The organism is Marinobacter sp. MBR-105 (assembly GCF_053628895.1).
The window spans coordinates 40,049-64,774 of record NZ_JBRJHG010000010.1 but is presented as its reverse complement, the minus strand read 5'-3'; the positions used below and the strand labels follow the sequence as shown (position 1 = coordinate 64,774).

The window sequence follows — 24,726 nt, the reverse complement described above, 5'->3', positions numbered from 1 at the left end:
CACCATGAGAAAACACACCCTTGCCCTCGGCCTGATGGCTGCCCTGGGATTCAGCACCACCGCCCTTGCCGGCGGTGCGGCCCAAAGCATTCACGTGTATAAATCCCCCACGTGCGGTTGCTGCGGCGACTGGATCGACCATCTGGAAGAAAACGGTTTTGATGTCACCGCCACCAACAGCGACGACATGGGCAGGATCAAAGCCGAAGCCGGGCTGATTCCGGGTCTGGGCAGTTGCCATACCGCCTTTGTCGACGGCTATGTGATTGAAGGCCATGTGCCGGCGGACGACATCAAGCGCTTGCTGGCGGAAGCCCCCAAGGCCACCGGCCTGAGCGTACCGGGTATGCCGGCGGGCTCTCCGGGTATGGAGATGGGCGACCGGAAAGATCACTACAAGGTTATTCTGTTCAACGACCAGGGACAGACGCGGGTGTTCAACCAACACAACTGATGGTTCTGCCTATTTTTTCTACACGATAGCCCCGCTCTGTTCTATGATGGAGTATAGATTCAGAACACGATTGGCAAGGACAAATTTTGAGCCTCAAAACCCGCATTCTCGGGCTGGCCGCGCTGTTGATCATAGCGGCAGGAACCGCTTCCTGGCTGGCCTATCGGGCGTTATCGGAAGATATTATTGAACGCTGGGGCCAGCAGGTCGCCGAGATCCAGGTACGCTATGACAGCGCCCGACTGTTGCAGTCCCTGGAGCGGGAAATCGGGCTGGCCCGGCAAATGGCCCGCTCCTCCACACTGATTCAGTGGGCCCAGTCACCGGAAGACCCCGCGCTGGAAAACCAGGCCATCCGCCAGATGGAGAGTTTCCGCAGCAACTTCCGGGATAACAGCTATTTTGTGGCCCTCCGCTCCAATGGTCATTACTACTACAACAACGCCTCCAACGATTACGCCGGCGATCAGTTCCGCTATGTGCTGAGCCCGGACAAACCCGACGATGCCTGGTTCTTCCAGCTCATTGACGAAGGCCGCGACTTTCACCTGAACGTCAATCCCGATACCGAACTTGGCGTTACCAAGCTGTGGATAGACGTGCTCATGCGCGATGCCGACAACAACATCGTCGGCATGGTGGGTACCGGCCTGAATCTGGACGACTTTCTGCAGGACATTGTCGACATCGGCCAGGACGGCATTACCACCCTGTTCGTGGACTATAACGGCGCCATCCAGCTGTACCGCGATCGCAACTACATCGACTTTGCCACCATCATCAAACCCGAAGGCCAGAAAAACACCGTGGATCTGCTGTTCGACGATCCCCAGGACAAACAGCAGATTCTGGGCATGCTGCAGATGCTCAAACAGCGTAATGGCGAAGATGGCGCGGTGGAAAGCGGGTTTGTGTCGGTGGATGGCCGCAAGCATCTGGCCGGCGTGGCCTTTCTGCCCGCCATTGGCTGGTTTGAGATTACCCTGCTGGACCTGAACACACTGATCCCCCGGAGCTATCTCTGGCCTCTGGTAGCGGTGTTTCTGGTCAGCCTGCTGGTCACCCTGGTGCTGTTCCACCAGATCATACAGTCCCGCATTCTGCGCCCGGTCATCAGCCTCGAGGAAGCCGTGCACCGGTTACGGGACGGTCGCTTTGATCTTCCCTACCTGCCCAAACCGGACAACGAGATCGGCCGCCTGGTGGATCATTTCGAAAAAATGTCCCACTCCCTGCAAGATACCACCCGTGAGCTGGAACAGAAGGTGGCCCACCGCACCGAAGAACTGCAGCGTCTGGCCCGGGTCGATGCCCTGACCGGCCTGAAGAACCGGCGGGGCCTGGACGAGGTGATGAATGAGGAAATCCAGCGCGCGGAAAGGGAGCAGAAGGGCTTCGGGCTTCTGTGGCTGGACATAGACCACTTCAAAGCCATCAACGACAGCCAGGGCCATCAGGCCGGCGACGAGATTCTGTGCCGGGTTGCGCTCTGGCTGAAAGCGGCGGTTCGGCCCTACGACCACCCCGGTCGCTGGGGCGGCGACGAGTTTGTAGTCCTGCTATCACCCTGCGATGCCGCCACGCTGGAGCAGATCGCCTGTCGTATTCGCGCCAGCGTCGAGCAGGAAAGCCAGCGCACCGGAACACCGGTAACCATCAGTGTTGGCGGCTATTTTTGCCAGCCCGGTGAAGATCTCGATGTCCTGCTGCGCAACGCCGACCAGGCTCTGTACGAGGCCAAGCGAAACGGCCGGAATCGGGTCTGCATCCGCACGGGTACCGGCGAGGCCATTCATCCGGCCTGACAGATCTGACTCGCACTGGCAGAACCGTTATACTCCGCTGCAACACACTTTTTTATTCAGGTTATCTCTTCATGCTCAACGCCGACGCTCTCAATCAGTTGCGCCAGCTGAAAACCGACATCAAACAGAACAAGGTGGTCTTCCCCGGTACCGTCAAGTCCACCAACGGTCGTTTCGGCTTTGTGGCCCTGGATGAAGGGCGGGATGTGTTTCTGCCTCCCGAGGAAATGCAGAAAGTCCTGCCCGGTGATCGGGTCAATGTCACCGAACACGAAGTGGAAAAAGGCAAAACCCAGGGCGTTGTCGACGAGCTGCTGGAATCGCACCTGACCACCTTCGTGGGCCGCTATCTGATCAAGGGCAAAGGCCACTTTGTGGCACCGGAAACCCCGGGCATCAACCGCTGGATTTTTATTCCGCCGAAAGAACGCAAGGGCGCCCAGCCCGATGATTTCATCTACTGCCAGATTCACCGCCATCCGATCAAGGACGGCAAGGGCCAGGCGAAGGTGCTGCGGGTGATCGGCAAGGCCGGTGAGCCGGGCATCGAACGGGCCTTCACCCTCGCCAACTTTGATTTGGCCGATGCCTGGCCGGAAGAAGTGCAGAAGCAGGCCGACACCCTTACTGAGGAATCCGTTACCTCACACCGCGAGGGCCGGGAAGACCGTACCGAACAGCCCTACGTGACCATCGACAGTCCGGGCACCCAGGATATGGACGATGCCCTGATGGCAACCCCGAATGCCACCGGCTGGACCCTGTCCATCGCCATCGCCGACCCGACCGCGATGATCGAGCCGGGCAGCCCGGCCGAAGAAGAAGCCTTTAACCGCGCCACCGCCATCTATTTCCCGGGTGAGCCACTGCCGATGTTACCGGACGCCATCAGCACCCGCCTGTGCTCGCTGATGCCAGAGGTACCCCGGTTAGCCCTGGTGTGCGACCTGCAGGTGAACAACGATGGCAGCCTGGGCGACTACAGCTTTCGCCAGGCCGTCATCCGCTCCCAGGGCAAGCTGAGCTATGAGCTGGTGTCACACCTGATTGAAGGTCGGGAAGACGATGACATCAAGGCCTTGCCCGAAGCCGTCGCCAACAGCCTGGACCAGCTGCATCAGGCCGCCACCGCCCTGCGCAAATGGCGCTCGGAGCACGCGTTACTGAGCAATGATCGCCCCGAATTCCGGTTGCGTCTGGACGAAAACAAGCGGATCCGGGTGATTGAACCGGCAGTGCAGAACGAAGCCCACCGGCTGGTGGAAGAATGCATGGTTGCGGCCAATCGTTGTGCGGCCGATTTCCTGCAAAAGCAGGGGCAAGGCCTGTTCATCCAGCATCCGGGGCTGCGGGACGACCGCGCCGACAATATCCGTAAACTGCTGGAAGGTTACGCCCCACATCTGGCCGAACTGGATGCCACCAGTGCCGAAGGCTTCAAGGCGTTGATGAAACACACCGATGGCCTGCAGGCCGATGTGCCGGTCAAGTCCATTCTCTCGCGCCAACTGGCCCGGGCCGAACTGGGCTTCGAGCCTGCTCCGCATCAGGGTATGGGACTGGCGGCCTACACCACCTTTACTTCACCGCTGCGCAAGTTCTCGGACTTCTACGTGCACCGTCTGATCAAGGCCGCACTCTGGGATCAACCCATCAAGGCCCTGAACCCGCAGCAGCTGGAGAGTCTTCAAACCACCCAGTTCCGCGCCCGCATGGCTGCCAACACCCTGGAGGCCTGGCTCAAGAGCGATTACGCCAAAGGCCTGCCGGCAGATCCGATGGAAGGCACCATTACCCGCACCATGTCGTCGGGGTTTTTCGTCCGCCTGGATTGCAACGGCCTGGAAGGCTTTGTCAGTTCCAAGGATCTGGAGGGCAAGTTCAGCTTTGATCCGGTTACGCTGCGCCTGGTTCACAACAAGAACGGCCGGATCTTCCAGCTGGACCAGCGGGTAACCGTGAGTTTTTCCGGTGTGGACGAAGAGCGTCGGCAGATCAACTTCAAACTGCTCGAGGCCGAGGACATTAATCCCGGAACCGACGACAAGGGTTGAAAACCAGCCGGGCAGACACACCGTATCTGTTCATAGGTCTTCTGTTTTCAGGAGGTGTGTTATGCCCATCAGTCCTCAGGAATTTCTGCGAAAGTACGGCTTCGACAAGGAAGAAGAAGAGCCCGACCACAGCCTGCGCCACAATGCCATGGAGCATGCCAGGCATTTGAAACGCCCCCATGCCGGCACTCCCCATGACTGGGAAGAGTGGGAAAGGTTCAAGAAGGAACACCCGGATCAGGTCGAAGACGACGACTGACCCGGGACGGCATCAGCTAGGGTTCTGGTCCTGCCGGGCCAGCACTCGTCCCAGCCGCTCGTCTTTGGCACGCCACAGATCGCCCAACCAGTCCTTGACGTTGCGGCGGTGCTCGGCGTCCTCAGAGTAATCCCTGCCCTTGAGGTGTTCCGGAATGGCCTGGGTATCAATGGTCATCCGGATCTCCGGCACCCGCCCGCAAATGAAGTCCCAGAACGTTGGAGCGCCATCGGGATAGGCAATCGTGACATCCACCAGGGTATCAATGGAATCCCCCATGGCATCCAGCACAAAGGCCACTCCACCGGCCTTCGGCACCAGCAAATGCTGGTATGGTGACTTCTGCCGGTCGTGCTTGGCCGGGGTAAAACGGGTGCCTTCCACAAAGTTCATCACGCTCACCGGCGTGTAGCGGAATTTCTCACAGGCCTTGCGGGTCGCCTTCAGGTCATCGCCCCGTTTTTCCGGGTGCTTGATCAGATACTCCCGGGTGTAGCGTTTCATAAACGGGAAATCCAGCCCCCACCAGGCCAGGCCGATCACCGGCACCCAGATCAGCTGTTGTTTCAGGAAGAACTTCAGAAACGGCGCCTGGCGATTGAACACCCGCTGCATGGCGAGGATATCCACCCAGCTCTGATGATTGCTGAGCACCAGATACCAGCTCTCGCGCTTGAGCTTGTCGGCGCCTTCCACGTGCCAGCGGGTATTGTGGGTGAGCTTCATCCAGCCTGTATTACAGGCCACCCACGACTCCGAAATCCAGATGATCACGCGGGTGCACAACACCCGGAAACCCTTATGCGGAATCACCAGCTTGAACACCGCGGGGATATAGAGCAGCAGGCACCAGAACACGGTGTTCAGGCCTAGTAGCAGCGAATTAAGCACGCCAATAACGGGGGCAGGCAGGAAACTGAGCATGGGCATCCTGTTGTGGTTGTTGTTTCCGAAGCCCGCAATCATAGCAACCTGGCAGCCGCTTGGGCAGTGGCCCGAAGTGACCAAAACGCCGACCGGATGTGACAGTCTTGCCATGGCTGGGGGAATGAATCCACTCTATTATCTGACTCCACACGCACCGCAGCTACACCGGATACCCTATGCGCAACCCCCTGAAATCCGCCATCAAGACCTCCTCCGGCCTCGCCCGCCAGAGCGCACTCTACGCTGGCAATGCCTTCGACCGGATTTTCCGGGCGGCCAGCCTGGTACAGGCAGGCCAGACCCCGTTCGAAACCCTGCACAGCAATGGGCTGGTGAGCCTGCGATACTATCCGCCGCTGGAGGAGGATTTCATTGAACTGGATGGCATGGTGATCCCGGTAGAACGCAAGACCCACCGCACGCCGATCGTCATCATTCCTCCTCTGGCCGTAAATATGCTGATCTATGATCTGTTTCCCCAGCGAAGTCTGGTGCGTTTCCTTCGAGCCAGAGGATTTGAGGTCTATCTGATCGACTGGGGTATGCCGGGCCGGGAACATACCCACTACAACATGCATACCTATGTTGCCGAATTCCTGCCGGAGTATCTGAATCGAGTCCGGGAACACAGTGGGGAACAGGAACTGTCACTGCATGGCTGGAGCATGGGCGGCATGTTCACGCTGTTCTACTCTGCCCTCAGCAAGGACCAGCACATCCGCAACGCCATCGTCCTGGGCCTGCCCATCGACAGCCATGCTTCCGGCCTGATTGGCTGGATGTATCAACGGATTGCCGATGTCGCCGAACTGGTTCGCAAGCGCACCGGCTTCCGGCTCCACGACATGAAACCGCACTGGTTCCACACCCCGGGCTGGGCCAACACCATCGGCTTCAAGTTGACCAACCCGGTTGGCAGTGTGATGGGTTACTGGGAGTTGATCGTGCGCCTGGGCGACCGCGAATTCGTCACCAACCATGCCACCACCTCGGCCTTTCTGGACCGGATGGTAGCCTACCCCGGCGGCGTCATCCAGGACACCGTGGTCCGGGTCTGGATTGATAACCAGTTGGCCAAAGGCCAGATCCAGATTGGCGACGACTTCGCGCGACTGGAGAATGTAAACGCCAACTTACTGGCCATCGCCGGCCAGGAGGACACCCTGGCTACACCCGGTGCCGCCAAGCGAGTGATGGACCACGTCAGCTCCACGGATAAGACCTTCCGGGTGGCCCCCGGCGGGCACATGGGGATACTGGCCGGAAGCAAAGCGCCCCGGGCGTCCTGGCTTGAGCTGGCCGACTGGTTGGCTGCAAGGTCTGACTGATACTACTTTCACAGGCGGCAGGTGGCAGGGAGCGCTTTCCACCGCTGACTTTCCGTCTTCCCTGCTTTAAACTGCCACCCATGAAACCTGTTGATATGTTGAGCCTGGATCTGCGATCCCTGGCAACGTTTGTGGCGGTTCTGGATGAGGGCAGCGTGTCCCGGGCTGCGATTCGCCTGGGCGTTACCCAATCGGCGGTGAGCCACACCCTTGAGCGCCTCAGACAGGCCTTCGGCGACCCCTTGTTTGTGAAATCCGGGCGCGGCATTGTGCCCACCGACTACGCCCTGCGCACCGGCCCCCACATCCGCCAGTTGCTGGATGATCTGCGCACCCTGCCCTCCGGGCCTCCCTTCGAACCGGCGTCGGCGGAATTCACCTTCACCATTGCCGCCAACGACTACCAGAGGGATCTGCTTCTGCCCGGGCTGCTCCGAATCCTGCGGCAGAAGGCCCCGGGCATCCGGCTACAGGTGATTCCCTCCGGCATCCCCAACGCCGACATGCTGCGCAAAGAAGCCTGCGACCTGATCATCAGCCCGCACGCACCAGAAACCACCGACATCATGCAACGGGGCCTGATGGCGGACCGCATGGTGGTGTTCTACGACCCAAACCAACGCAACGCGCCCACAGATCTGGCCGAATACCTGAAAGCCGATCACATCGCCCTGATGTTCGCCACCGGCGAACGGCCCGGCTTTGAAAACACCCTGCACGCCAAGGGCCTGGACCGCCGCAACGTGGTCACCGTCTCCAACTTCTCCGGCCTGCCCGAATTCCTCCGCGGCACCGACATGCTGGCCACCGCCCCGGAACGCATGAGCGCACAACTGATGCGGGACTTCGCCTGGGTTCCACTTCCCTTCGACTACAAGCCCTTTACCCTGCTGATGCTATGGCACCGAAGGCACCAGAATGACCCCGCCCACCGCTGGGTGCGCAACCAGGTGAATTCGGTTGCAGCGACCATGAACGGGCTGAACGATTAATCAATCAATTTTGTTCATGTATTGCATGAGACCAGCAGGCATTATCCCCAACGTTGCTTCCGCCTAGACTTCCCCTCCATACGACGGGTGGTGTGAGTGAGCTATCGCCTCCCAAAAACTTGCGGAGCCAGGGATGGCGGAGCAGAGCGTACATGGAAGTATTTACAGCGTTTTTTGGGAGGCGATAGCTCACTCGCACCTAACCTCAATAAAAGGACAAATAGTGTTAGCACTCACAAGTATCTGGACAACCATACTGCTGGCCGCCGCCGTCGCCCTCGGGCCACTGGCCGTGGACATGTACCTGCCAGCATTGCCCCAGATCGGCGCCGACTTCGATGCCGGCACCGATCAGGTCCAGCTGACTCTGAGCGTCTACCTGGCCGGCTTCGCCATCGCACAACTCATCTGCGGGCCGCTGGCCGACCGCTTTGGCCGCAAACCCATCATGATCGGTGGCTTCCTGCTCTTTACTGTTGCGAGCATCGGCTGCGCCCTGGCCAACAATATCGAAACCCTGCAGCTGTTCCGGTTCCTGCAAGCCCTGGGCGGCTCCGCTGGCCCTGTGTTGGGTCGCGCCATCATCCGCGACATCTATACCCCCCGGGAAGCCGCCAAAATCCTCGCCCTGCTGGCCAGCATCATGGCCCTGGCACCGGCGGTGGCCCCTACCCTGGGCGGCTTGATGGTCGGCGGTCTCAGCTGGCACTGGATCTTCATCGCCATGGGCGGCTACGCCCTGGTCATGGCGGCGGTCACCGCTTTTGGCATCCCCGAGCCACTTAAACCGGAGTATCGCCAGCCCCTGCGCCTGTGCCACCTGTTCGCCAACTACCGGCGCATCAGCACCGACGCCAGCTTCATTGGCTACACCCTGACCAACGCCGCCATCTACGGCGGGCTGTTTGCCTTCCTGTCTGGCGCCTCCTTCGTGCTGATTGACGTACTGGGGGTTCAGCCGGAGCACTTCGGCTTCTACTTCGCCGCCATCGTCGTGGGCTACATCGCTGGTAATCTGGGCTCCATCCGACTGGCGCGTTACCTGGGGCCGGATCAGATCCTGTTCTACGGTCTGATCACCGCTCTGGCCGGCGGTGCCATCATGGCGCTCCTGGCCTACCAACAGGTTTACAGCCCGTGGGCGGTGATGATTCCCCAGGCCATCTTCATGGCCGGTACCGGCCTGGTACTGCCCCAGTGCATGGCCGGCGCCCTGGCCAACTTCCCCACCATGGCCGGCTCCGCCTCCGCGCTTTTTGGCTTTATCCAGATGAGCGCCGCCGCCATCGCCGGCGCCATCGTCGGAGCCCTGCACAATGGCACCCCTCTGGTGATGGCCACCGTCATCGCCACCTGCGCCGGCCTGGCCATGATCGGCTACCTGCTGCTGGTACAACGCTACCCGGCGAAAGCCTTTGAAACCGGAAAAGCCAGCGCCTGAAAGGCTCGCACGAGCATGATCCAGCTAAAGTCGGGGATGAAAAGTCGTCCAAAGTAAGCTACACAGAGTAAGTTGCAGAACGTAAAACCAAGGAACTCTCAACAAACTCAGGAGCAGCATATGAGTAACGTCACCCTCGACGGCAACCCCATTGAACTGAGCGGAAAATTCCCCCAGCCGGGCGACAACGTACCGCCCTTCACCCTGACCAGCAGCGGACTGGAAGAAGTCAAGCTCGACAACTGGGCCGGTAAACGCAAAATCCTCAACATCATCCCCAGCATCGACACCGGTGTATGCGCTGCCAGCACCCGCAAGTTCAACGAAAAGGCCGGCAGCCTCGACAACACCGTAGTACTGGTTATCTCCGCGGACCTGCCCTTCGCCGCTTCCCGTTTCTGTGGCGCCGAAGGCCTGAAAAACGTGGAAACCCTGTCCACCTTCCGCAACTACAGCTTCCAGCAGGACTACGGCGTGGCCATCCAGAACGGCCCCCTAGCCGGCCTCTGCGCCCGCGCGGTGGTGGTGCTGGACGAGAACAACAAGGTAATCCACAGCGAACTGGTCAACGAGATCAAGAACGAGCCGGATTACGATGCGGCTTTGAGTGTGCTCTGATATTCATTGAACCTCCAAACCCCTGTTGATCGATAGAGTACAGGGTATTGCACCGCCGTCCGGGTGACCGGGTGGGGTGGGCTTTCCAAAAATTTGCGGAGCCAGGGATGGCGGAGCAGAAGCGCCACATGGATGTGCCGAAGGAGCGTTTTTTGGAAAGCCCACCCCGCTCGGTCGCTTGCATCTGAGCCGAGTGCATGCACCCGACACAAGAACTGCTAGAATCCCCGCCACACTCAATACCAAGGCCCTCAAGCTAACGTGCAAAACCACCTGCAAAACGCCTCCCTGGGCCGCCAGCTCTACCACATGACCTGGCCCATGCTCTTCGGCGTGCTCTCGCTGATGACCTTCCAGCTCACCGACAGCGCCTTCGTCGGCCAACTAGGCCGCGACCCGCTGGCAGCGCTGGGCTTTACCGTGCCCATGCAACAACTGGTCAGCGGCATGTACGTAGGGCTGGGCATCGCCACCACCGCCATCATCTCCCGCACACTGGGCCAGGGCGACGACATGCGCGCCCAACGCCTGGGCGGCCTGGTGGTCGCCATTGGGGCCGGCCTGGCCTTCCTCCTGTGCCTGTCGGTCTGGCTCCTGCAAAGCCTGATCCTGGACCTGCTCGGCGCCGAACAGGCCCTGCGGCCAGTCATCAGGGAATACTGGGCACCCTGGCTACTCTCCGCCTGGACCGGCGCCATGGTCTACTTCAGCTACGCTGTGTGCCGCGCCAATGGCGACACCCGCCTGCCGGGCTACATGATGATCATCACCAGCCTGCTCAACATCGCCTTGGACCCGCTGTACATCTTCGTGTTCGGCTGGGGTCTGCCCGGCGCCGCCTGGGCCACCATCACCGCCTTCGGCATTGGCGCGCTGATCGTCTACCCGGCCCTGCTCAAACGCCAGTGGCTAAGATTCGACCTGCTCCAACTGCAACTGGCTCAGGCTGTACGCCAGCTTGGCGGCATCATGGCGCCGGCCATGGTCAGCCAGCTGATGCCACCTATCTCAGCTATGCTGGCCACGGCACTGGTGGCAGGGTTCGGCTCTGCCGCGGTGGCCGCCTGGGGCCTGGGCACCCGCCTGGAGTTCTTCTCCATTGTGGTGGTGCTGGCCCTGACCATGTCCATGCCGCCAATGATCGGCCGCATGCTGGGGGCAGGAGAAGTCGAGAAGATCCGCAAGCTGGTTCGCATTGCGGTGCGCTTTATCGTGATCTGGCAGCTTGCCATCGGGCTGATCTGGCTGGCCGCCTCCGGCTTCGTCTCTGGCCTGTTCAGCCGCGATGCCGGAGTACAGGACATTCTGGTGAGCTATCTGCTGCGAGTGCCACTGAGCTACAGCGGGCTTGGCGTGTGTATTCTGATGGTGTCAGTCAACAACGCGCTGGGCATGCCCATGCGCGCACTGTTGATTTCCACCCTGCGGCTATTCGCCTGCTATCTGCCCCTGCTCTGGGTTGGCGGGCAACTGGCCGGACTGACCGGGCTGATGTCCGGCGCCCTGGTGGGCAATCTGCTGGCCGGCACCATGGCCTATAGCCTGTATCGCCAGGGTATGAGCCGGTTGCGCCAGCAGGGGTAATACTCAGGCAAACCGGGCGCGGAAGCTCTCGGGCATGGGGGTTACTTCCCGGCTCTGGTAGTTAAAGAACACGAAACCGTACTTGGCCAGCGCCACTGGTTGCCCGCTGTCGGCCTTGGTCACCCGGAACACGAAATCACCGCCGTATTTGTTGAAATCCATCAGCCCCACTTCAAAGCGCAGCAGGTCCGGATAGAAGGACTCACCCTGGTACATGGTCGCGAGATCCGTGACGATGATGCCCACACCATCGTGGCCCGCCTCTTCAATGCCGTGCTCCACCAGGAATTGGGCGCGCGCTTCAGACAGCATGGAGATCAGCGCGTCGTTGCCCAGGTGGTTGGCGCCGTTGATGTCGGTAATGCGTACCGGCAAGCGGGTTTCGAAGGTGAAGGCGGTATCGGGAAAGTCGAGTTTGATTCTGGCCACTTGGGGGTCCCCTGGGGTGCGCTTGGTGCGATTGAGTAATGGGGGTGCATCATACTCCGACCTTTGTCGCTTCTCATCCTGTGGGTTGTTCGGGTATCTTGCTAACAACTATGCGCATTTAAGCTGGCGTTTGTGGCGCTTGGGGATGAGCTTTCCAAAAACCGCTCCTTCGGCACATCCATGTGGCGCTTCTGCTCCGCCATCCCTGGCTCCGCAAATTTTTGGAAAGCTCATCCCCAATCCCCACGCTGACGTTCTGCGCGCACCAAAAACACTAACAAGACGCTGAGAAGCCTATGAACATCCGTCCCGCCGCCACCCTGATTCTGACCCGTGATACCGATAACGGTATTGAAGTCCTGCTTCTGCAACGCACTTGGGATGCGGTGTTTCTGCCGGGTTATTACGTGTTCCCGGGGGGTGCGGTGAATGCGCAGGAGCCTGAGGGGCGGGCTCATGTGGTGGGTGTGGAGGACGCCGACATCAGTCAGACCATGAGTCTGGATGAAGGCGGGGCGGATTACATGCTGGCGGCGGTTCGGGAGTGTTTTGAAGAGGCGGGGATTCTGCTGGCTCAGGATGCGTCCGGTCAGTTGATTGGCGCCGACCACGGGGTTCACAGTGAGCGAATGGCGTTGTTTCAGGAGGAGATTTCGCTGGCGCAGTTGTGTGCGAAGCATGGTTTGACGGTGCCGCTGGACCGGTTGGCGTATCTGAGCCACTGGGTGACGCCACCGGGGCCGCCGCGCCGTTTTGATACCCGGTTTTTTGTAGCGGTGGCGCCGGAAGGCCAGGTGGCGAGCCATGATGGTACCGAAACCATTGATCACGTCTGGATTGCGCCGGCTCAGGCGCTTGAGGAACATCGGGCCGGTGCCCGGTTGCTGGGGTTACCGACGATCCGGACCTTGCGGGTACTGAGTGAGTTCGGCACGACCGGCGAGCTGATGCGTTATGCCCACGCCAATCCCCCGGAGGCGTTTCCGGATCAGCCCTGGCCGGCAGTGCGCAAGGGCAAGCCGGTGATGCTGGAACCCAACGCTCCGGCCTATGACGAGGCCGTCAAGCTGGATCCGGAAGGTGAGGGATCAACCCGTGCGGAGATTGTTCCCGGGGAACCAGTGGAGGTAGCCGCCGGGGTTATCCGGCTGACCGCGCCGAACCCCGGGATGATGACCGGCCCGGGCACCAACACCTATATCCTTGGCCATGAACGTTTTACGGTGCTGGACCCCGGCCCGGCGAACGAGGCGCATATCGAGCGAATTCTGGAGCTTACCGGTGGTGTGGTGGATCAGGTGGTGGTTACCCATACCCACATGGACCACTCCCCGGCGGTGGCCCAACTCAAGGCCCGTACCGGTTGCCGGGTATTTGGCTGGCCAGCGCCGGAGGGCGCGGGGCAGGATTCGAGCTTCACACCGGATGATCAACCCGGGCACGGCGATCTGATTGTGACCGAAGCGGGCATCCTGAAGGTTTTGCATACCCCGGGCCATGCTTCGAACCACCTGTGTTATCTGTTGCTGGATCAGGAATTACTGTTTTCCGGGGATCACATCATGCAGGGATCAACGGTGGTGATTAACCCACCGGACGGTGATATGAAGGCCTACATTGATTCCATGTACGATCTGCTGGCCGAGCCTGTGCGCTTCATTGCACCGGCCCATGGTTTTCTGATGGGCCAGCCTGCGGCGGTGATGGATTACCTGATCACCCACCGGCTGTCCCGGGAACACAAAGTGTGGCGGGCGCTGGAGGCGCTGGCACCGGTCAGTCTGAAAGACCTGACCGCCAGGGCCTATGACGATGTCCCGGCCGCCATTCACGGCCTGGCCGCCCGCTCAGCGCTGGCGCACCTGCTGAAACTGGAAGCCGAACACAGGGCGTTCGCCGACGACGGGCTCTGGCACGTGGTCGCGCCAGACTGAGCTTACTTCTTGGCGATCACCCATACCGCGTGCACGATGCCCGGAATGTAACCCAGGATGGTCAGCAGGATGTTGATCCAGAAATGCTTGCCGATACCAACCTGTAAAAAGACGCCTAACGGCGGTAACAGAATTGCTACCAGAATTCGCAAAAGATCCATTCAGTTCTCTCCTTGACGGGCGTAAAACAGTCATATCACTGCAAGATAGCAGTGGTATGACATTTCACCATATTGAACCGGGTAAATTCGGCCCGGTTTCATGAAAGTGGCATTAAACCTCTGTCACAGCCGTATTCATGATTGAGGCTCATCCCTATCCTTGGGGCCACATCGTCAGGTAATTGAGGACTTATGCTGCGAGCAAGGCTCAGATATTCCATCACTAGCGCACTCACATCATCACTCCTGGTTTTGGCGACGCCCGCCGTGCTGGCCGAGGCAGTCAGTTCCAAGGCAGACGCCACCGCCCTGTTGGTGGCCGATCTGGCGGAAGATGAAAACGTTGAGGATGTTGAGCACTCGGAACCCCGCCGGGGCTCTGCGCAGGCACGCGCCCAGGCTGAAACAACCAGCGAACAGAGCAGCCCGCAGGCACCCCCGGTGGAGGCACCGGAGGCAGCCAACAAGCCCCGTGAAATCGCACCCAATATCGACCTGAAAGAAGTGGCCCCGCTGCCGGAGCCGGAGCCCGAGGCAAGCGATTCCGGGGATTCTGCCGTGCAGCCGGAACCTCAGGCCGAAATACAATCCGGGACAGCCGACGCGGCCGGGAGCAACACCCCGGCGTCCCCGGACGATATTGCCGAAAAAGAGCCGGAACCAGCAGCACCCGTGCCCGCAGAGAGTTTCACACTGCTGGGCAAGGAAATTCTACCCGGCACTGCGACACGACTGGCCTGGTCGCCAGGCATTCAGATTGCCGGGTTGTCCCAGATTACCCCGGTACTGGTGGTCAATGGCGTTAACCAGGGCCCGACCCTGTGCCTGACCGGCGCGGTTCATGGTGACGAGCTCAACGGCATCGAGATTGTCCGTCGTAGCATGTACGACCTGAACCCGGAAAAACTCAGTGGCCGGGTTATCGGCGTGCCCATCGTGAACCTCACCGGCTTTCAGCAGGGCAGCCGCTATCTGCCGGATCGTCGCGACCTGAACCGGCATTTCCCCGGCACCCCGGACGGCACACTGGCCGACCGCGTTGCCCATTCCCTGTTTAACAACGTTATCCGGCACTGCGACATGCTGGTGGATATTCACACCGGGTCACTCAAGCGCACCAACCTGCCGCAACTGCGGGCCGACATGAACAATCCGGATGTCGCCGAATTCACCCGGGGCTTTGACCGGATGGCCGTGGTTCACAGTTCCGGTTCACCCGGCATGTTGCGTACCGCGGCTACCGAAGCAGGAATCCGCACCGTGACACTGGAGGCCGGGGAATCCCTGCGCATCCAGGAACACCAGATCGAAGCGGGCGTAAACAGCCTCAATAGTCTGATGGAAAAGCACGGCATGATTTCCCGCATGTTTGTCTGGGGCGATCCGGAGCCGGTGTATTACGACTCTACCTGGATCCGGGCCCAGCATGGCGGCATCCTGTTCAGCGAAATCAAGCTGGGAGCGACGGTATCCGAGGGCGAGGTACTGGGTTATGTCGCCGATCCAATCACCAACGAACAGCATCCGATTCGCGCATCCTCGGACGGCCGGGTCATCGGCATGGCGGTGGATCAGGTGGTGATGGCAGGGTTTGCCGCCTACCACATAGGTACGGAGGCACAAGTACCCGGAGAATAGTATGCTAGGCGTTTTCCATGGGCACGGAACCAGCAGGAGACGGAGTGTCTGACCTGAACGCCACAACGCAAAACTCCGGGCAAACCCTGGCCTACATCGGTCTGGTGCTGACACCGCTGTTCTGGGCCGGCAACGCCGTGGTGGCCCGCGGCACGGTCGAGCACATTCCGCCATTGTCCATGTCGTTCTGGCGCTGGGTACTGGCCCTGGCCATTATCCTGCCGTTCGGCTTACCCGGTATCTGGCGCCACCGGCAGGTGATTCGTCAGCGCCTCGGGTCCATGATTGCACTGGCCACCTTCAGCGTTGCCGCTTTCAATTCCCTGCTCTATGTCGCGGCCATGACCACGACAGCCACCAACATCGCGCTGATCAACGCCACTATCCCGATTTTTGTCGCACTGCTGGCCTGGCTGTTGTTGGGTGACCGGACCCGTCCGATTCAGATACTGGGCATTGCCATGGCCCTGGCCGGCATTCTGTGCGTGATTGCCCGCGGCGATGTGTCGGTGCTGACCGGCCTGCAGGCCCAGCCCGGCGATCTGGTGATGGTGGCTGCGGTGTTCAGCTGGGGCCTGTTCTCGGTGCTGCTGCGCCGGCAAGCGGTGCCACTGCCGGCACTGACCTTCCTCACCACGCAGATCCTGCTGGGCACCCTGATTCTCGCGCCAGTCTACCTGGTCGATTTTCTGTTCTTCAGCGGCGGCTTTGCCCTGTCACAAAGTACCGCCCTTCCTCTGATCTATTTTGCGATTTTTCCGGGCATTCTCGCCTACGCCTTCTGGAATCATGGCGTACACAGCATTGGCCCTGCCCGGGCTGCCATTTTCATGTACCTTACGCCGGTTTATGCCTCTGTGCTGGCGGTGGTTTTTCTCGGGGAAAACCTCAGCCTGTTTCATCTGGTGGGTGGACTGCTGATACTCGGAGGCCTGATACTGGCGACCCGAACCGGCCGGCGTCTGTCCCGCCCGCCTGTCACTGCACTGGATAAAGGAGAGCCGAATGACTAGGCAAACCGCCTCTTCATATTCCTGGCCGGCCATCATTACCCTGATGCTGGCCGCTCTTTCCCTGAACGTCGCGGCAGCCCCCTGCGACCCGGATGAGTCCAAATGGGCGCCATCCCGCTACTACCCGGCCGGAGCGGTGGTGCACCATGACGGCGAGTGGTACCAGTCCCGGGAGCTACACCAGGGCCTGGAACCGGGCATTACCTTCGACTGGAAACAGCTCGATGCTGCACCCGAATGCTCCGGCGAGGCAGCGCCCCCGGCCCCGATCGACAAGTCCGATGTAGAAACCGGGCAAACAGCGCAGACAGGCACAGTCACTGGCAGCCCGGATTCACCAGCCTCGGAATCGTCCAGTGACAACGAACTGTGCGAGCAGCCCGACCAGTGGCTGTTCTCAGAGCGCTACACCGTGGGCAGCGAAGCCAGCCATGGTGGCAAGATCTGGAAGGCGATCCGCCCGACCAGCGGCGATATGCCCGGGATGAATACGCCGCCGCGATGGCAATTGGTTGAAGATCACTGCTCCCTGGAAAATCAGCTGCCCTGAAGGGCTGCCTCAATACGGTCGAGAATCTGCGCCAGTACCGCTCTCGGGCAGCCGATGTTCAGACGCATGAAACCGCTGCCCTGGCTGCCGAAACTGAGTCCCGGATTGAGGCCAACCCCCGCCCGTTGCACGAAGAAGCGTTTCAGGGCGGTGTCGTCCAGCTGCAGGCCCCGGCAATCGAGCCAGATCAGGTAGGTGCCTTCCGGCGCCGCGGTTCGGATGCCCGTGAGTCGGCGGTCAACCTCCTGCACCACGAAATCGCGATTGCCCTGCAGATAGGCCATCAGATCATCCCGCCAGGGACCACCATGGCGATAGCCTGCCTCGAACCCGGCGATGCTGAACGGGTTACACTGCGGCAGGTGCAGCCGTTCGAACACCGTTTTCATGGCCTTGCGGCGCTCCGGATCCGGAATCACCAGGGCCGACAGGCCCAGCCCCGGCATATTGAAGGTCTTGCTCGGCGCAACCGCCGTTATCAGCGCATCATCCCCTTCGGCCAGGGTCGCCAACACCCGATGAGCAGGCTTGTCTGGATAGGTAAGATCGCAGTGAATCTCGTCCGACAGCACCACCAGGCCATGACGGCGCGCGATGTCCAGCACCTGAACCAGCTCCGCCTCGCGCCAGACCCGTCCCACCGGATTATGGGGTGAACACAGTAGCAACACCTTGGCCTCCGGCCGGGCGGCGCATTGCTCCAAATGCTCCAGATTCATGCGGTAGTCACCGGTTTCGTCTGCCATCAAAGGGTTTTCGATCACGGTCCGGCCGGTATCCCTGACCGAGCTGAAAAACGGCGGGTACACCGGCGGCTGGATAATCACGCCCTCTCCGGGTTGGGCAAAGGCCAGGCAGGCCGCGTTGAGGGACGGCACCACCCCGGGCGCCATGACAATCCAGTCTCGCTGGATGCTCCAGCCATGACGGCTTTCAAACCACTGGATCATGGCCTCATAAAGGCTGTCCGGGAACAGGGTATAGCCATATACCGGATGCTGCGCCCGCTCGGTCAGCGCACGGGTGACCGCTTCCGGGGCCGGGAAGTCCATATCGGCGACCCACGCCGGTATCACATCGTCACGGCCGAATACCGCCTTGCGGGCATCAAACTTTACCGAACAGGTGTGCTCTCTGGCGATGGGCTGATCGAAAACGCTGCCATTCATGGGGGCTCCGCTTGCTGTCTCCGTGAAAACGCTATTGTGGTGGCCCGGTGCCGCCGTCGCAACCGACGCTTTGGCTCCGGCTTTGGTCGAAGAGCCATGAATTTCGCTTGCCCAATCCACCCGATGCTTGCGAACCTAACGGATTAGTCACCTGCGTTGACCAAAAACAATAATCGGAGCCCTTCCATGATTGGCCAGATTCTTTCCACCATGCTGCCGGTATTCCTGATTGCCGGCTGCGGCGCCTTGTACGGGCGTTACCGGACACCGGATATTCAGGGCCTGAACGTGCTCAACATGGAACTGTTCGTGCCCATGCTGGTTTTTGCGGTACTGGCAGACCAGCAGGCGCCCTTGCAGGAATACGGTTGGCTGGCGCTGGCCGCCACGGTGGTGGTTCTGGGGTCCGGTGTGATTCTGTATCCGGTGGCCAGGCTGCTGAAGCTGAACCTGAAAACCTTCCTGCCACCGATGATGTTCAACAACTCCGGCAACATGGGGATTCCGATTCTGGTGCTGGCATTCGGGGATGCAGCGCTGCCTGCGGCCATTGTGCTGTTCATCGTGGAAATGCTGCTGCACTTCTCGGTAGGCCTGTACATGCTGGACCCCCACACCTCCATTATCCGCCGGCTGCGGTTGCCCATCGTATTCGCCAGCATCGCCGGCCTCGCGGTGAATCTCAGTGGTATCCCGCTGCCGGGTTGGCTGCTGGAAACCCTGAACATGCTTGGCGGTGTGTGCATTCCACTGATGCTGTTTGCCCTGGGCGTCCGCATGCTGGATGTCGATTTCAGCGACTGGAAACTGGGGCTGATCGGCGCCATCGCCTGCCCACTCTCGGGGCTGATCCTGGCCTGGCCGATGATCGCCCTGCTGGATCTGCCGGGGCTGCAGGTCGCCAGCCTTTGGGTCTTTGCCGCCCTGCCACCGGCGGTACTGAATTACATGGTGGCCGAACAGTATCAACAGGAACCCCACGCGGTGGCCTCCCTGGTGCTGCTGAGCAACCTGGGCAGTCTGGTGGTGATGCCCATTGTGCTGGGCTTGGTATTTGCGGCGGGCTACGTGTAAGCTTCTCCGCAATCCGGAGAGTTGATCAATGTCAGAAACCCTTGCGGTGGTCCGCGCGTCCCGCCCGAACTTTTTACTGCTCGCCCCGTTGTGTGCCGGCCTGGGCCTGGCCGTCGCCTGGCAACAGGGCCAGGCGCCCGAACTTTTACACACCTTTCTGGTTTTCCTTGGCGCCGTACTTGCCCATGCGGCGGTGAATCTGCTGAACGAATACGACGATTTTCGCTCCGGCCTCGACATGATCACCGAGCGCACCCCGTTCTCCGGTGGCAGCGGCGCCCTGCCCGAGGTGCCGACTGCTGCCCGGCGCGTGCTCTGGGCAGGTCTGGGCACACTGGCGCTGGTGGTGGCCATCGGTCTGTATTTTCTCTGGCTGCGGGGTCTGCCGCTGCTGGTGCTCGGGGCGGCCGGTGTGATGCTGGTGCTCACCTATACCCGCTGGATTACCCGCTCGCCGCTGCTGTGCCTGCTGGCACCGGGCATGGGGTTTGGTCCCATCATGGTGCTGGGCACCGTTATCGCGCTTGGGGCAAGCATCGATTGCACCGCCCTGCTGGCGTCTCTGGTAGCCCTGTTGATGGTCAGTGAGCTGTTGCTGATCAACCAGATACCGGATGCAGAGGCCGATCGAGCGATTGGCCGGCGCCATCTGGTGATTACCCTTGGCCCCGAAAAAGCCGCCCACCTGGTGGCTGGCCTGTTGCTTGCCAGCTATGGTGTCATCGTTGCCGGTATGGTCAGTGGCTATCTGGCAATGACCAGCCTTATCGCCCTGGCACCCTTACCCGCAGCTGTCTGGATCAGCCTTCGACTACCTCGGGTACTGGCGATGCCAGACCAGCTCAACCGGGTGCTGGGCGCCAACGTGGCGGTACTGCTGTCCACACTGGCGCTGCTGGTAACCGGGCTCAGCCTTTGAGCCTGAACCGGCTGACCCGGGACTGCAGCTGCCCCGCCAGCACGGCCAGGTCGCGGCTGGCACCCGCCACCTGATCTGAACCTGCGGAGGTTTCGATGGTGGCGTCGTGAATCCGGGCGATGTTCCGGTTCACTTCCTCGGCCACCGAGCTCTGTTCTTCCGCCGCGCTGGCGATCTGGGCATTCATATCATTGATTGACGCCATTTCTTCCCGGATTCGCGCCAGAGAGCGCTCGGCTTCCGTCGTTTTTTCGACGGTAACGCCCGCCAGCTTCCGGCTCTCTTCCATCTCGCCCGCTGCCTGGCCGGCTCCGGTCTGTAGCCGGCCAATCATGTCCTGAATCTCACGAGTAGATTCCTGGGTGCGGGACGCCAGGGAACGGACTTCATCCGCCACCACAGCAAAGCCACGACCATGCTCACCGGCACGGGCCGCCTCGATCGCGGCGTTCAGGGCCAGCAGATTTGTCTGTTCGGCGATGGCGTTGATCACTTCAATAATCTGTTCGATGTTACCGCTGTCTTCGGACACCCGGTTCACCGAAGCCGCCGCCTGCTCCAGCTTGTCGGCCAGACCGGTAATGGCGGCAGCGGTTTCCTGTACCACCTGATTGCCGGTTTCCACTTCGGTGTCGGCTTTCTGGGTAGCGCTGGCGGCACTGGCCGCAAAGCCGGCCACTTCATTAACTGTGACGGCCATCTGGTTCACGGCGGTGGCCATCTGTTCCGCCTCCGTCGCCTGCATTCGGATCTGGCGACTGTTATTATCAGACGTCCCTTCAAGCTCCCTGGAGGAGTTGGACAACTCATCCGCTGCCGAACGCACGTCCTGAATAATCCCGGTCAGGCGTTCGATGGTATCCACCAGCGCCCCCATCACACTGTTGGGGTATCGCGTGTCGAGTTGCTGGTTCAAATTGCCGTCAGCCAATTGCCGAATGGCCTCTGCGACGGTTTCCGGCTCGGCCCCCAGAATCCTCTTCAGTCCACGAATGATCACCGTCGCAATGACGACACTCAGCAACACCGCGACCGCTGTTACCGAAATGATCAGCAGATTGAAGCCACTGGCCGCCTGACGCACGGCATTCACATCCCCTGCAATTTCATCTCCCTGGTAATCAATAAAGGCGTTAACCCGGTCGAGCCACTCGCTGTACGCCGGCGAGGCTTCCTGCAGCAGCAGTTGCCGGGCCGCTTCGTTCTGACCATTGCTGCGAAGCTCAATCACTCTGGCCGTCAGGGCAAGGGTGGTTGTCTCGATGTTTTCGATCGCATCCAGCAGCTCCCGTTCCTGTGCCTGGGCGCCCTGCTCCCGGAACATCCGGGCCATATCACTGGCGTTCTCACGATACATCGCGGCCAGCCGGTCGATGTCCTGCAGATGCCGCTGCAACTCGGAATCCCGGTTTACCAGCACCGCATCGCGGATGGCAATCGCCCGATCATGTACGCTGCCCCGAAAATTGATGGCATAGCGCTGCTTCAACGCCGCGCCTTCGTTAACCGAGGTGAGGGTCTTGTCCATGAACCCGACCCGCTGGTTGCCGATCACCGTGATCGCAATCATCAGAGACACGATCAGCCCGAATCCCAGGGCCAGGCGTTTGGCAACGGTAAGTTGGCCAGTCATAAAACACTCCAGAGTGAGAGAAAACGTGGAGTGATTTACGATAGGTATTAGGAATAGCTCAAAAGGAATTGAAAGATTTTGTAAATTAACAATCTCCGTTCCCTGTTTTCCGCAACCCGACCAGATCCACAAACCGTGCTCGCTCTGGCCTTAACCACGCTAACCGCTTGCAACTGACTGAACTTTGACCGATGGTAAGAATCAAATCTGTCTGATTTCATTCATGATATGGAGGTCTGCCCATGAGCGTTCTGCTCCTCGTTCTCAGTGCCCTGGTACTGATCTACTTCAGTATCGGTGGCAAAACTGCCGCCCTCATCATGTCCGTCGCTACCCTGATTGGTGTCGCTCAGGACGACTGGCACATTCTGAGTTTTCTGATCGGCGGCATCCTGCTGGCTTTGGCACTGATCGTAACCCTCCCTGGCGACCTGCGCCTGGATAAACTCAGCCGGCCACTGCTGGGCTGGGTTCGCAGTCGCTTACCAAAACTGTCTCCCACCGAACAGGAAGCCCTCAACTCCGGCTCCGTTGACTGGGACGGCGAACTGTTTTCCGGCCAACCTGAGTGGAACAAGCTGCTGGATGCCGCGCCCGCTCACCTGACCAGTGAAGAACAGGCGTTTCTTGATGGCCCGGTGGAAGAACTGTGCAAGATGCTGGACGACTGGCAGATCACCCACGAACACTACGATCTGCCGGACAAAGTGTGGAAGTTCATTCGCAGCAAGGGCTTCTTTGGACTGGTGATTCCCAAAGAAGACGGCGGCCTGGGTTTTTCCAACACCGCCCATTCCGAAATCGTCATGAAGATCTCCACCCGCAGCGTGTCTGCGGCGGTGACCGTGATGGTGCCCAACTCCCTCGGTCCCGGCGAGCTGCTGATGCACTATGGTACCGACGAGCAGAAACAGCACTACCTGCCTCGCCTGGCCGGGGGTGAAGAAATCCCCTGCTTTGCCCTGACCTCTCCGGTCGCCGGCTCCGATGCTGGCGCGATTCCGGACAAAGGCATCGTCTGCAAGGGCGAATGGAACGGCAAGGAAGTGCTGGGCCTGAAAGTGACCTGGAACAAGCGCTACATCACCCTGGCGCCGGTCGCTACGCTGATTGGCCTCGCCATCAAGGTTTACGACCCCGAGCACCTGCTTGGCGAGCAGGACGAGATCGGTGTCACCTGTGTGATGGTGCCGCGGGATACCGACGGCGTGAATGCCGGTGCCCGCCACCTGCCCATGAACACGGTCTTCATGAACGGCCCCACCTGGGGCACTGAAGTTTTCATCCCCATGGAACAGGTAATTGGCGGCCAGGACATGCTCGGCAAGGGCTGGAAAATGTTGCTGGAATGCCTGTCCATCGGCCGCTCCATCTCCCTGCCCGCTCTGGGCACCGGCGCCGGCAAACTGGCCAGCCTGGCGACCGGTTCCTACGCCTACACCCGGGAGCAGTTCGGCCGCTCCATCAGCCAGTTTGAAGGCGTACAGGAAGCCCTGGAACCCATTGCCGGCTACACCTACATGATGGACGCAGCCCGCCTGCTGACCGCCGGTATGCTGGACCGGGGCGTTCGCCCGTCGGTACCTTCAGCGGTGCTGAAATACCGCAACACAGACCTGATGCGGGAAGTGATCAACCACGCCATGGACGTGGTCGCCGGCCGGGGCGTTATCACCGGCCCCCGCAACTTCCTGGCACGGGCCTACCAGGCCGTGCCTATCGGCATTACCGTGGAAGGCGCCAACATCCTGACCCGCAGCCTGATGGTCTTCGGCCAGGGCGCCATCCGCTGCCACCCCTTTATTGTTGAGGAAATCGAAGCGGCGGGCATGGAAGACCAGGATAAAGCCGCGAAGAAGTTCGACGGCATCTTCTACCGCCACCTGGCCCACACCACCCGCAATGCCCTGCGTGCATTCGTTCTGGGCCTGAGTAAAGGCTGGCTGGAAAGCGCACCCCGCCAGGGTGACATCCAGAAATACTACCGCCAGCTGGGCCGTTTCTCGGCGGCCTTTGCACTGATGACCGACGTGACCCTGCTCACCGTCGGCGGCGGCCTGAAAGCCCGACAGCGGCTGTCTGGCCGCATGGCCGACTGCCTGGTACAGCTTTACTACGCCACCGCCGTGATCAAGCAATGGCATGAGGAAGGCTATCCGGACGACCAACGGGACCTGGTGGAATGGTGCCTGCAAACCTGCCTGCACGACCTGCAGGACTCCATGCGTGAAGCCATCATCAACTTCCCGGTACCCGCCCTGCGCTGGCCGCTGCGGCTGATGGTCTTCCCGCTCGGCGCCACCGGCCTGAACGGCCCGGATGACAAGCTCGGTGCAAAAGTGGCGGCTACCATCGTGAAAGACACGCCTGTGCGCCAGCGCATCAGCCGGGGAACCTTCATCAATGCCGATCCCAGCGACCCGCTCGGACGTGTACTCAACGCCTATCGATTGGCGAACGAAACCGAGGAATCCCGTCACAAACTGCACGAAGCGATCCGCAGCCGGGACGAAGACGAAGTGGATGGCATCGCCCTGCTGATGGGCCACCAACGCAAGGAACTGGTGGACTGGGCCTGTGCCCAGGGCATTGTCAAAGCAGAGGAGTGCCCGAAACTGGAAGAAGCCCTGACGGCACTCTATGACGTCATCCGCGTAGACGCCTTTGATGCCGACGGATTGAAATCCCTCGCCAAAAGCGCCAAAGGCAAGCGCAAGGTGGTGGAGCGGCCATCCAAAGGCTGA

General features: G+C 60.5%; 21 protein-coding genes. 16 read left to right on the top strand and 5 right to left on the bottom strand.

The genetic code is table 11. The annotated features are described in order from the left end of the window. The first annotated feature begins 4 nt into the window (after positions 1-4). From ACSSVV_RS12840 to ACSSVV_RS12825, 4 genes are all read left to right on the top strand, one after another. Positions 5-454 carry a DUF411 domain-containing protein gene (locus ACSSVV_RS12840; RefSeq protein WP_014423038.1) on the top strand — a complete coding sequence of 150 codons (450 nt, stop codon included), beginning with the start codon at positions 5-7 and terminating at the stop codon, positions 452-454. Between the two features lie 86 nt (positions 455-540). After that, positions 541-2,259 carry a GGDEF domain-containing protein gene (locus tag ACSSVV_RS12835; protein WP_023011553.1) on the top strand — a complete coding sequence of 573 codons (1,719 nt, stop codon included), beginning with the start codon at positions 541-543 and terminating at the stop codon, positions 2,257-2,259. Between the two features lie 71 nt (positions 2,260-2,330). Next, a complete protein-coding gene (locus ACSSVV_RS12830) occupies positions 2,331-4,313 on the top strand; it encodes a ribonuclease R family protein (RefSeq protein WP_454106352.1) in 1,983 nt (660 codons plus the stop codon). Positions 4,314-4,374: 61 nt separating this feature from the next. Beyond that, the gene (locus tag ACSSVV_RS12825) at positions 4,375-4,572 is read left to right on the top strand and encodes a hypothetical protein (protein WP_011787196.1); all 198 of its coding nucleotides are present in this window, start codon (positions 4,375-4,377) and stop codon (positions 4,570-4,572) included. Between the two features lie 12 nt (positions 4,573-4,584). On the opposite strand, the gene ACSSVV_RS12820 is transcribed toward ACSSVV_RS12825, so the two are convergent. Continuing rightward, on the bottom strand, positions 4,585-5,496 hold the full coding sequence (locus ACSSVV_RS12820) for an acyltransferase (RefSeq protein WP_454106351.1): 912 nt from the start codon (positions 5,494-5,496) through the stop codon (positions 4,585-4,587). 179 nt (positions 5,497-5,675) lie between these two features. Here ACSSVV_RS12820 and ACSSVV_RS12815 point away from each other — a divergent pair, with 179 nt between their 5' ends. The 5 genes from ACSSVV_RS12815 to ACSSVV_RS12795 all read left to right on the top strand — a co-directional run bounded on the left by ACSSVV_RS12815 (position 5,676) and on the right by ACSSVV_RS12795 (position 11,462). Beyond that, positions 5,676-6,827 (top strand): alpha/beta fold hydrolase, encoded by a 1,152-nt coding sequence (locus tag ACSSVV_RS12815; protein ID WP_011787198.1) that lies wholly within the window; start codon positions 5,676-5,678, stop codon positions 6,825-6,827. 80 nt (positions 6,828-6,907) lie between these two features. Further along, entirely contained in the window at positions 6,908-7,819 is a 912-nt protein-coding gene (locus ACSSVV_RS12810; protein WP_454106350.1) for a LysR family transcriptional regulator, read from the top strand. A 223-nt stretch (positions 7,820-8,042) separates the two neighbouring features. Beyond that, a complete protein-coding gene (locus ACSSVV_RS12805) occupies positions 8,043-9,260 on the top strand; it encodes a Bcr/CflA family multidrug efflux MFS transporter (protein ID WP_183580951.1) in 1,218 nt (405 codons plus the stop codon). Positions 9,261-9,380: 120 nt separating this feature from the next. Continuing rightward, positions 9,381-9,878, top strand: a complete 498-nt coding sequence (gene tpx / locus ACSSVV_RS12800; RefSeq protein ID WP_011787201.1) for a thiol peroxidase — start codon at positions 9,381-9,383, stop codon at positions 9,876-9,878. A gap of 261 nt (positions 9,879-10,139) precedes the next feature. Further along, on the top strand, positions 10,140-11,462 hold the full coding sequence (locus tag ACSSVV_RS12795; RefSeq protein WP_454106349.1) for an MATE family efflux transporter: 1,323 nt from the start codon (positions 10,140-10,142) through the stop codon (positions 11,460-11,462). Positions 11,463-11,465: 3 nt separating this feature from the next. On the opposite strand, the gene ACSSVV_RS12790 is transcribed toward ACSSVV_RS12795, so the two are convergent. Next, entirely contained in the window at positions 11,466-11,891 is a 426-nt protein-coding gene (locus tag ACSSVV_RS12790) for a thioesterase family protein (protein WP_014423046.1), read from the bottom strand. A gap of 296 nt (positions 11,892-12,187) precedes the next feature. On the opposite strand from ACSSVV_RS12790, the gene ACSSVV_RS12785 reads away from it, so the two are divergent. Then, the gene (locus ACSSVV_RS12785) at positions 12,188-13,825 is read left to right on the top strand and encodes an MBL fold metallo-hydrolase (protein WP_454106348.1); all 1,638 of its coding nucleotides are present in this window, start codon (positions 12,188-12,190) and stop codon (positions 13,823-13,825) included. Positions 13,826-13,827: 2 nt separating this feature from the next. On the opposite strand, the gene ACSSVV_RS12780 is transcribed toward ACSSVV_RS12785, so the two are convergent. Continuing rightward, a complete protein-coding gene (locus tag ACSSVV_RS12780; protein WP_014423048.1) occupies positions 13,828-13,986 on the bottom strand; it encodes a YqaE/Pmp3 family membrane protein in 159 nt (52 codons plus the stop codon). Positions 13,987-14,178: 192 nt separating this feature from the next. Between ACSSVV_RS12780 and ACSSVV_RS12775 the strand changes: the two genes are divergently transcribed. The 3 genes from ACSSVV_RS12775 to ACSSVV_RS12765 are packed head-to-tail and all read left to right on the top strand — an operon-like array spanning position 14,179 to position 17,187. After that, positions 14,179-15,624 carry a succinylglutamate desuccinylase/aspartoacylase family protein gene (locus ACSSVV_RS12775; RefSeq protein WP_031210072.1) on the top strand — a complete coding sequence of 482 codons (1,446 nt, stop codon included), beginning with the start codon at positions 14,179-14,181 and terminating at the stop codon, positions 15,622-15,624. Between the two features lie 17 nt (positions 15,625-15,641). Beyond that, on the top strand, positions 15,642-16,637 hold the full coding sequence (locus tag ACSSVV_RS12770; protein ID WP_031211504.1) for a DMT family transporter: 996 nt from the start codon (positions 15,642-15,644) through the stop codon (positions 16,635-16,637). Continuing rightward, positions 16,630-17,187 carry a carbohydrate-binding protein gene (locus tag ACSSVV_RS12765; RefSeq protein WP_023011546.1) on the top strand — a complete coding sequence of 186 codons (558 nt, stop codon included), beginning with the start codon at positions 16,630-16,632 and terminating at the stop codon, positions 17,185-17,187. The genes ACSSVV_RS12770 and ACSSVV_RS12765 overlap by 8 nt, the downstream gene beginning before the upstream one ends. Here ACSSVV_RS12765 and ACSSVV_RS12760 read toward each other — a convergent pair. Beyond that, a complete protein-coding gene (locus ACSSVV_RS12760) occupies positions 17,175-18,356 on the bottom strand; it encodes a MalY/PatB family protein (protein ID WP_454106347.1) in 1,182 nt (393 codons plus the stop codon). The two genes, ACSSVV_RS12765 and ACSSVV_RS12760, sit on opposite strands and share 13 nt — an antisense overlap. 186 nt (positions 18,357-18,542) lie before the next feature. On the opposite strand from ACSSVV_RS12760, the gene ACSSVV_RS12755 reads away from it, so the two are divergent. Further along, positions 18,543-19,430, top strand: coding sequence for an AEC family transporter (locus ACSSVV_RS12755; protein ID WP_011787210.1), 888 nt, complete (start codon positions 18,543-18,545; stop codon positions 19,428-19,430). A 28-nt stretch (positions 19,431-19,458) separates the two neighbouring features. Next, positions 19,459-20,349, top strand: a complete 891-nt coding sequence (locus tag ACSSVV_RS12750; RefSeq protein WP_454106346.1) for a prenyltransferase — start codon at positions 19,459-19,461, stop codon at positions 20,347-20,349. Here the strand turns inward: ACSSVV_RS12750 and ACSSVV_RS12745 are convergent. Next, on the bottom strand, positions 20,339-21,982 hold the full coding sequence (locus ACSSVV_RS12745; RefSeq protein WP_454106345.1) for a methyl-accepting chemotaxis protein: 1,644 nt from the start codon (positions 21,980-21,982) through the stop codon (positions 20,339-20,341). The genes ACSSVV_RS12750 and ACSSVV_RS12745 overlap by 11 nt on opposite strands. A gap of 242 nt (positions 21,983-22,224) precedes the next feature. Here ACSSVV_RS12745 and ACSSVV_RS12740 point away from each other — a divergent pair, with 242 nt between their 5' ends. Continuing rightward, positions 22,225-24,726 carry an acyl-CoA dehydrogenase gene (locus ACSSVV_RS12740; protein WP_121207964.1) on the top strand — a complete coding sequence of 834 codons (2,502 nt, stop codon included), beginning with the start codon at positions 22,225-22,227 and terminating at the stop codon, positions 24,724-24,726.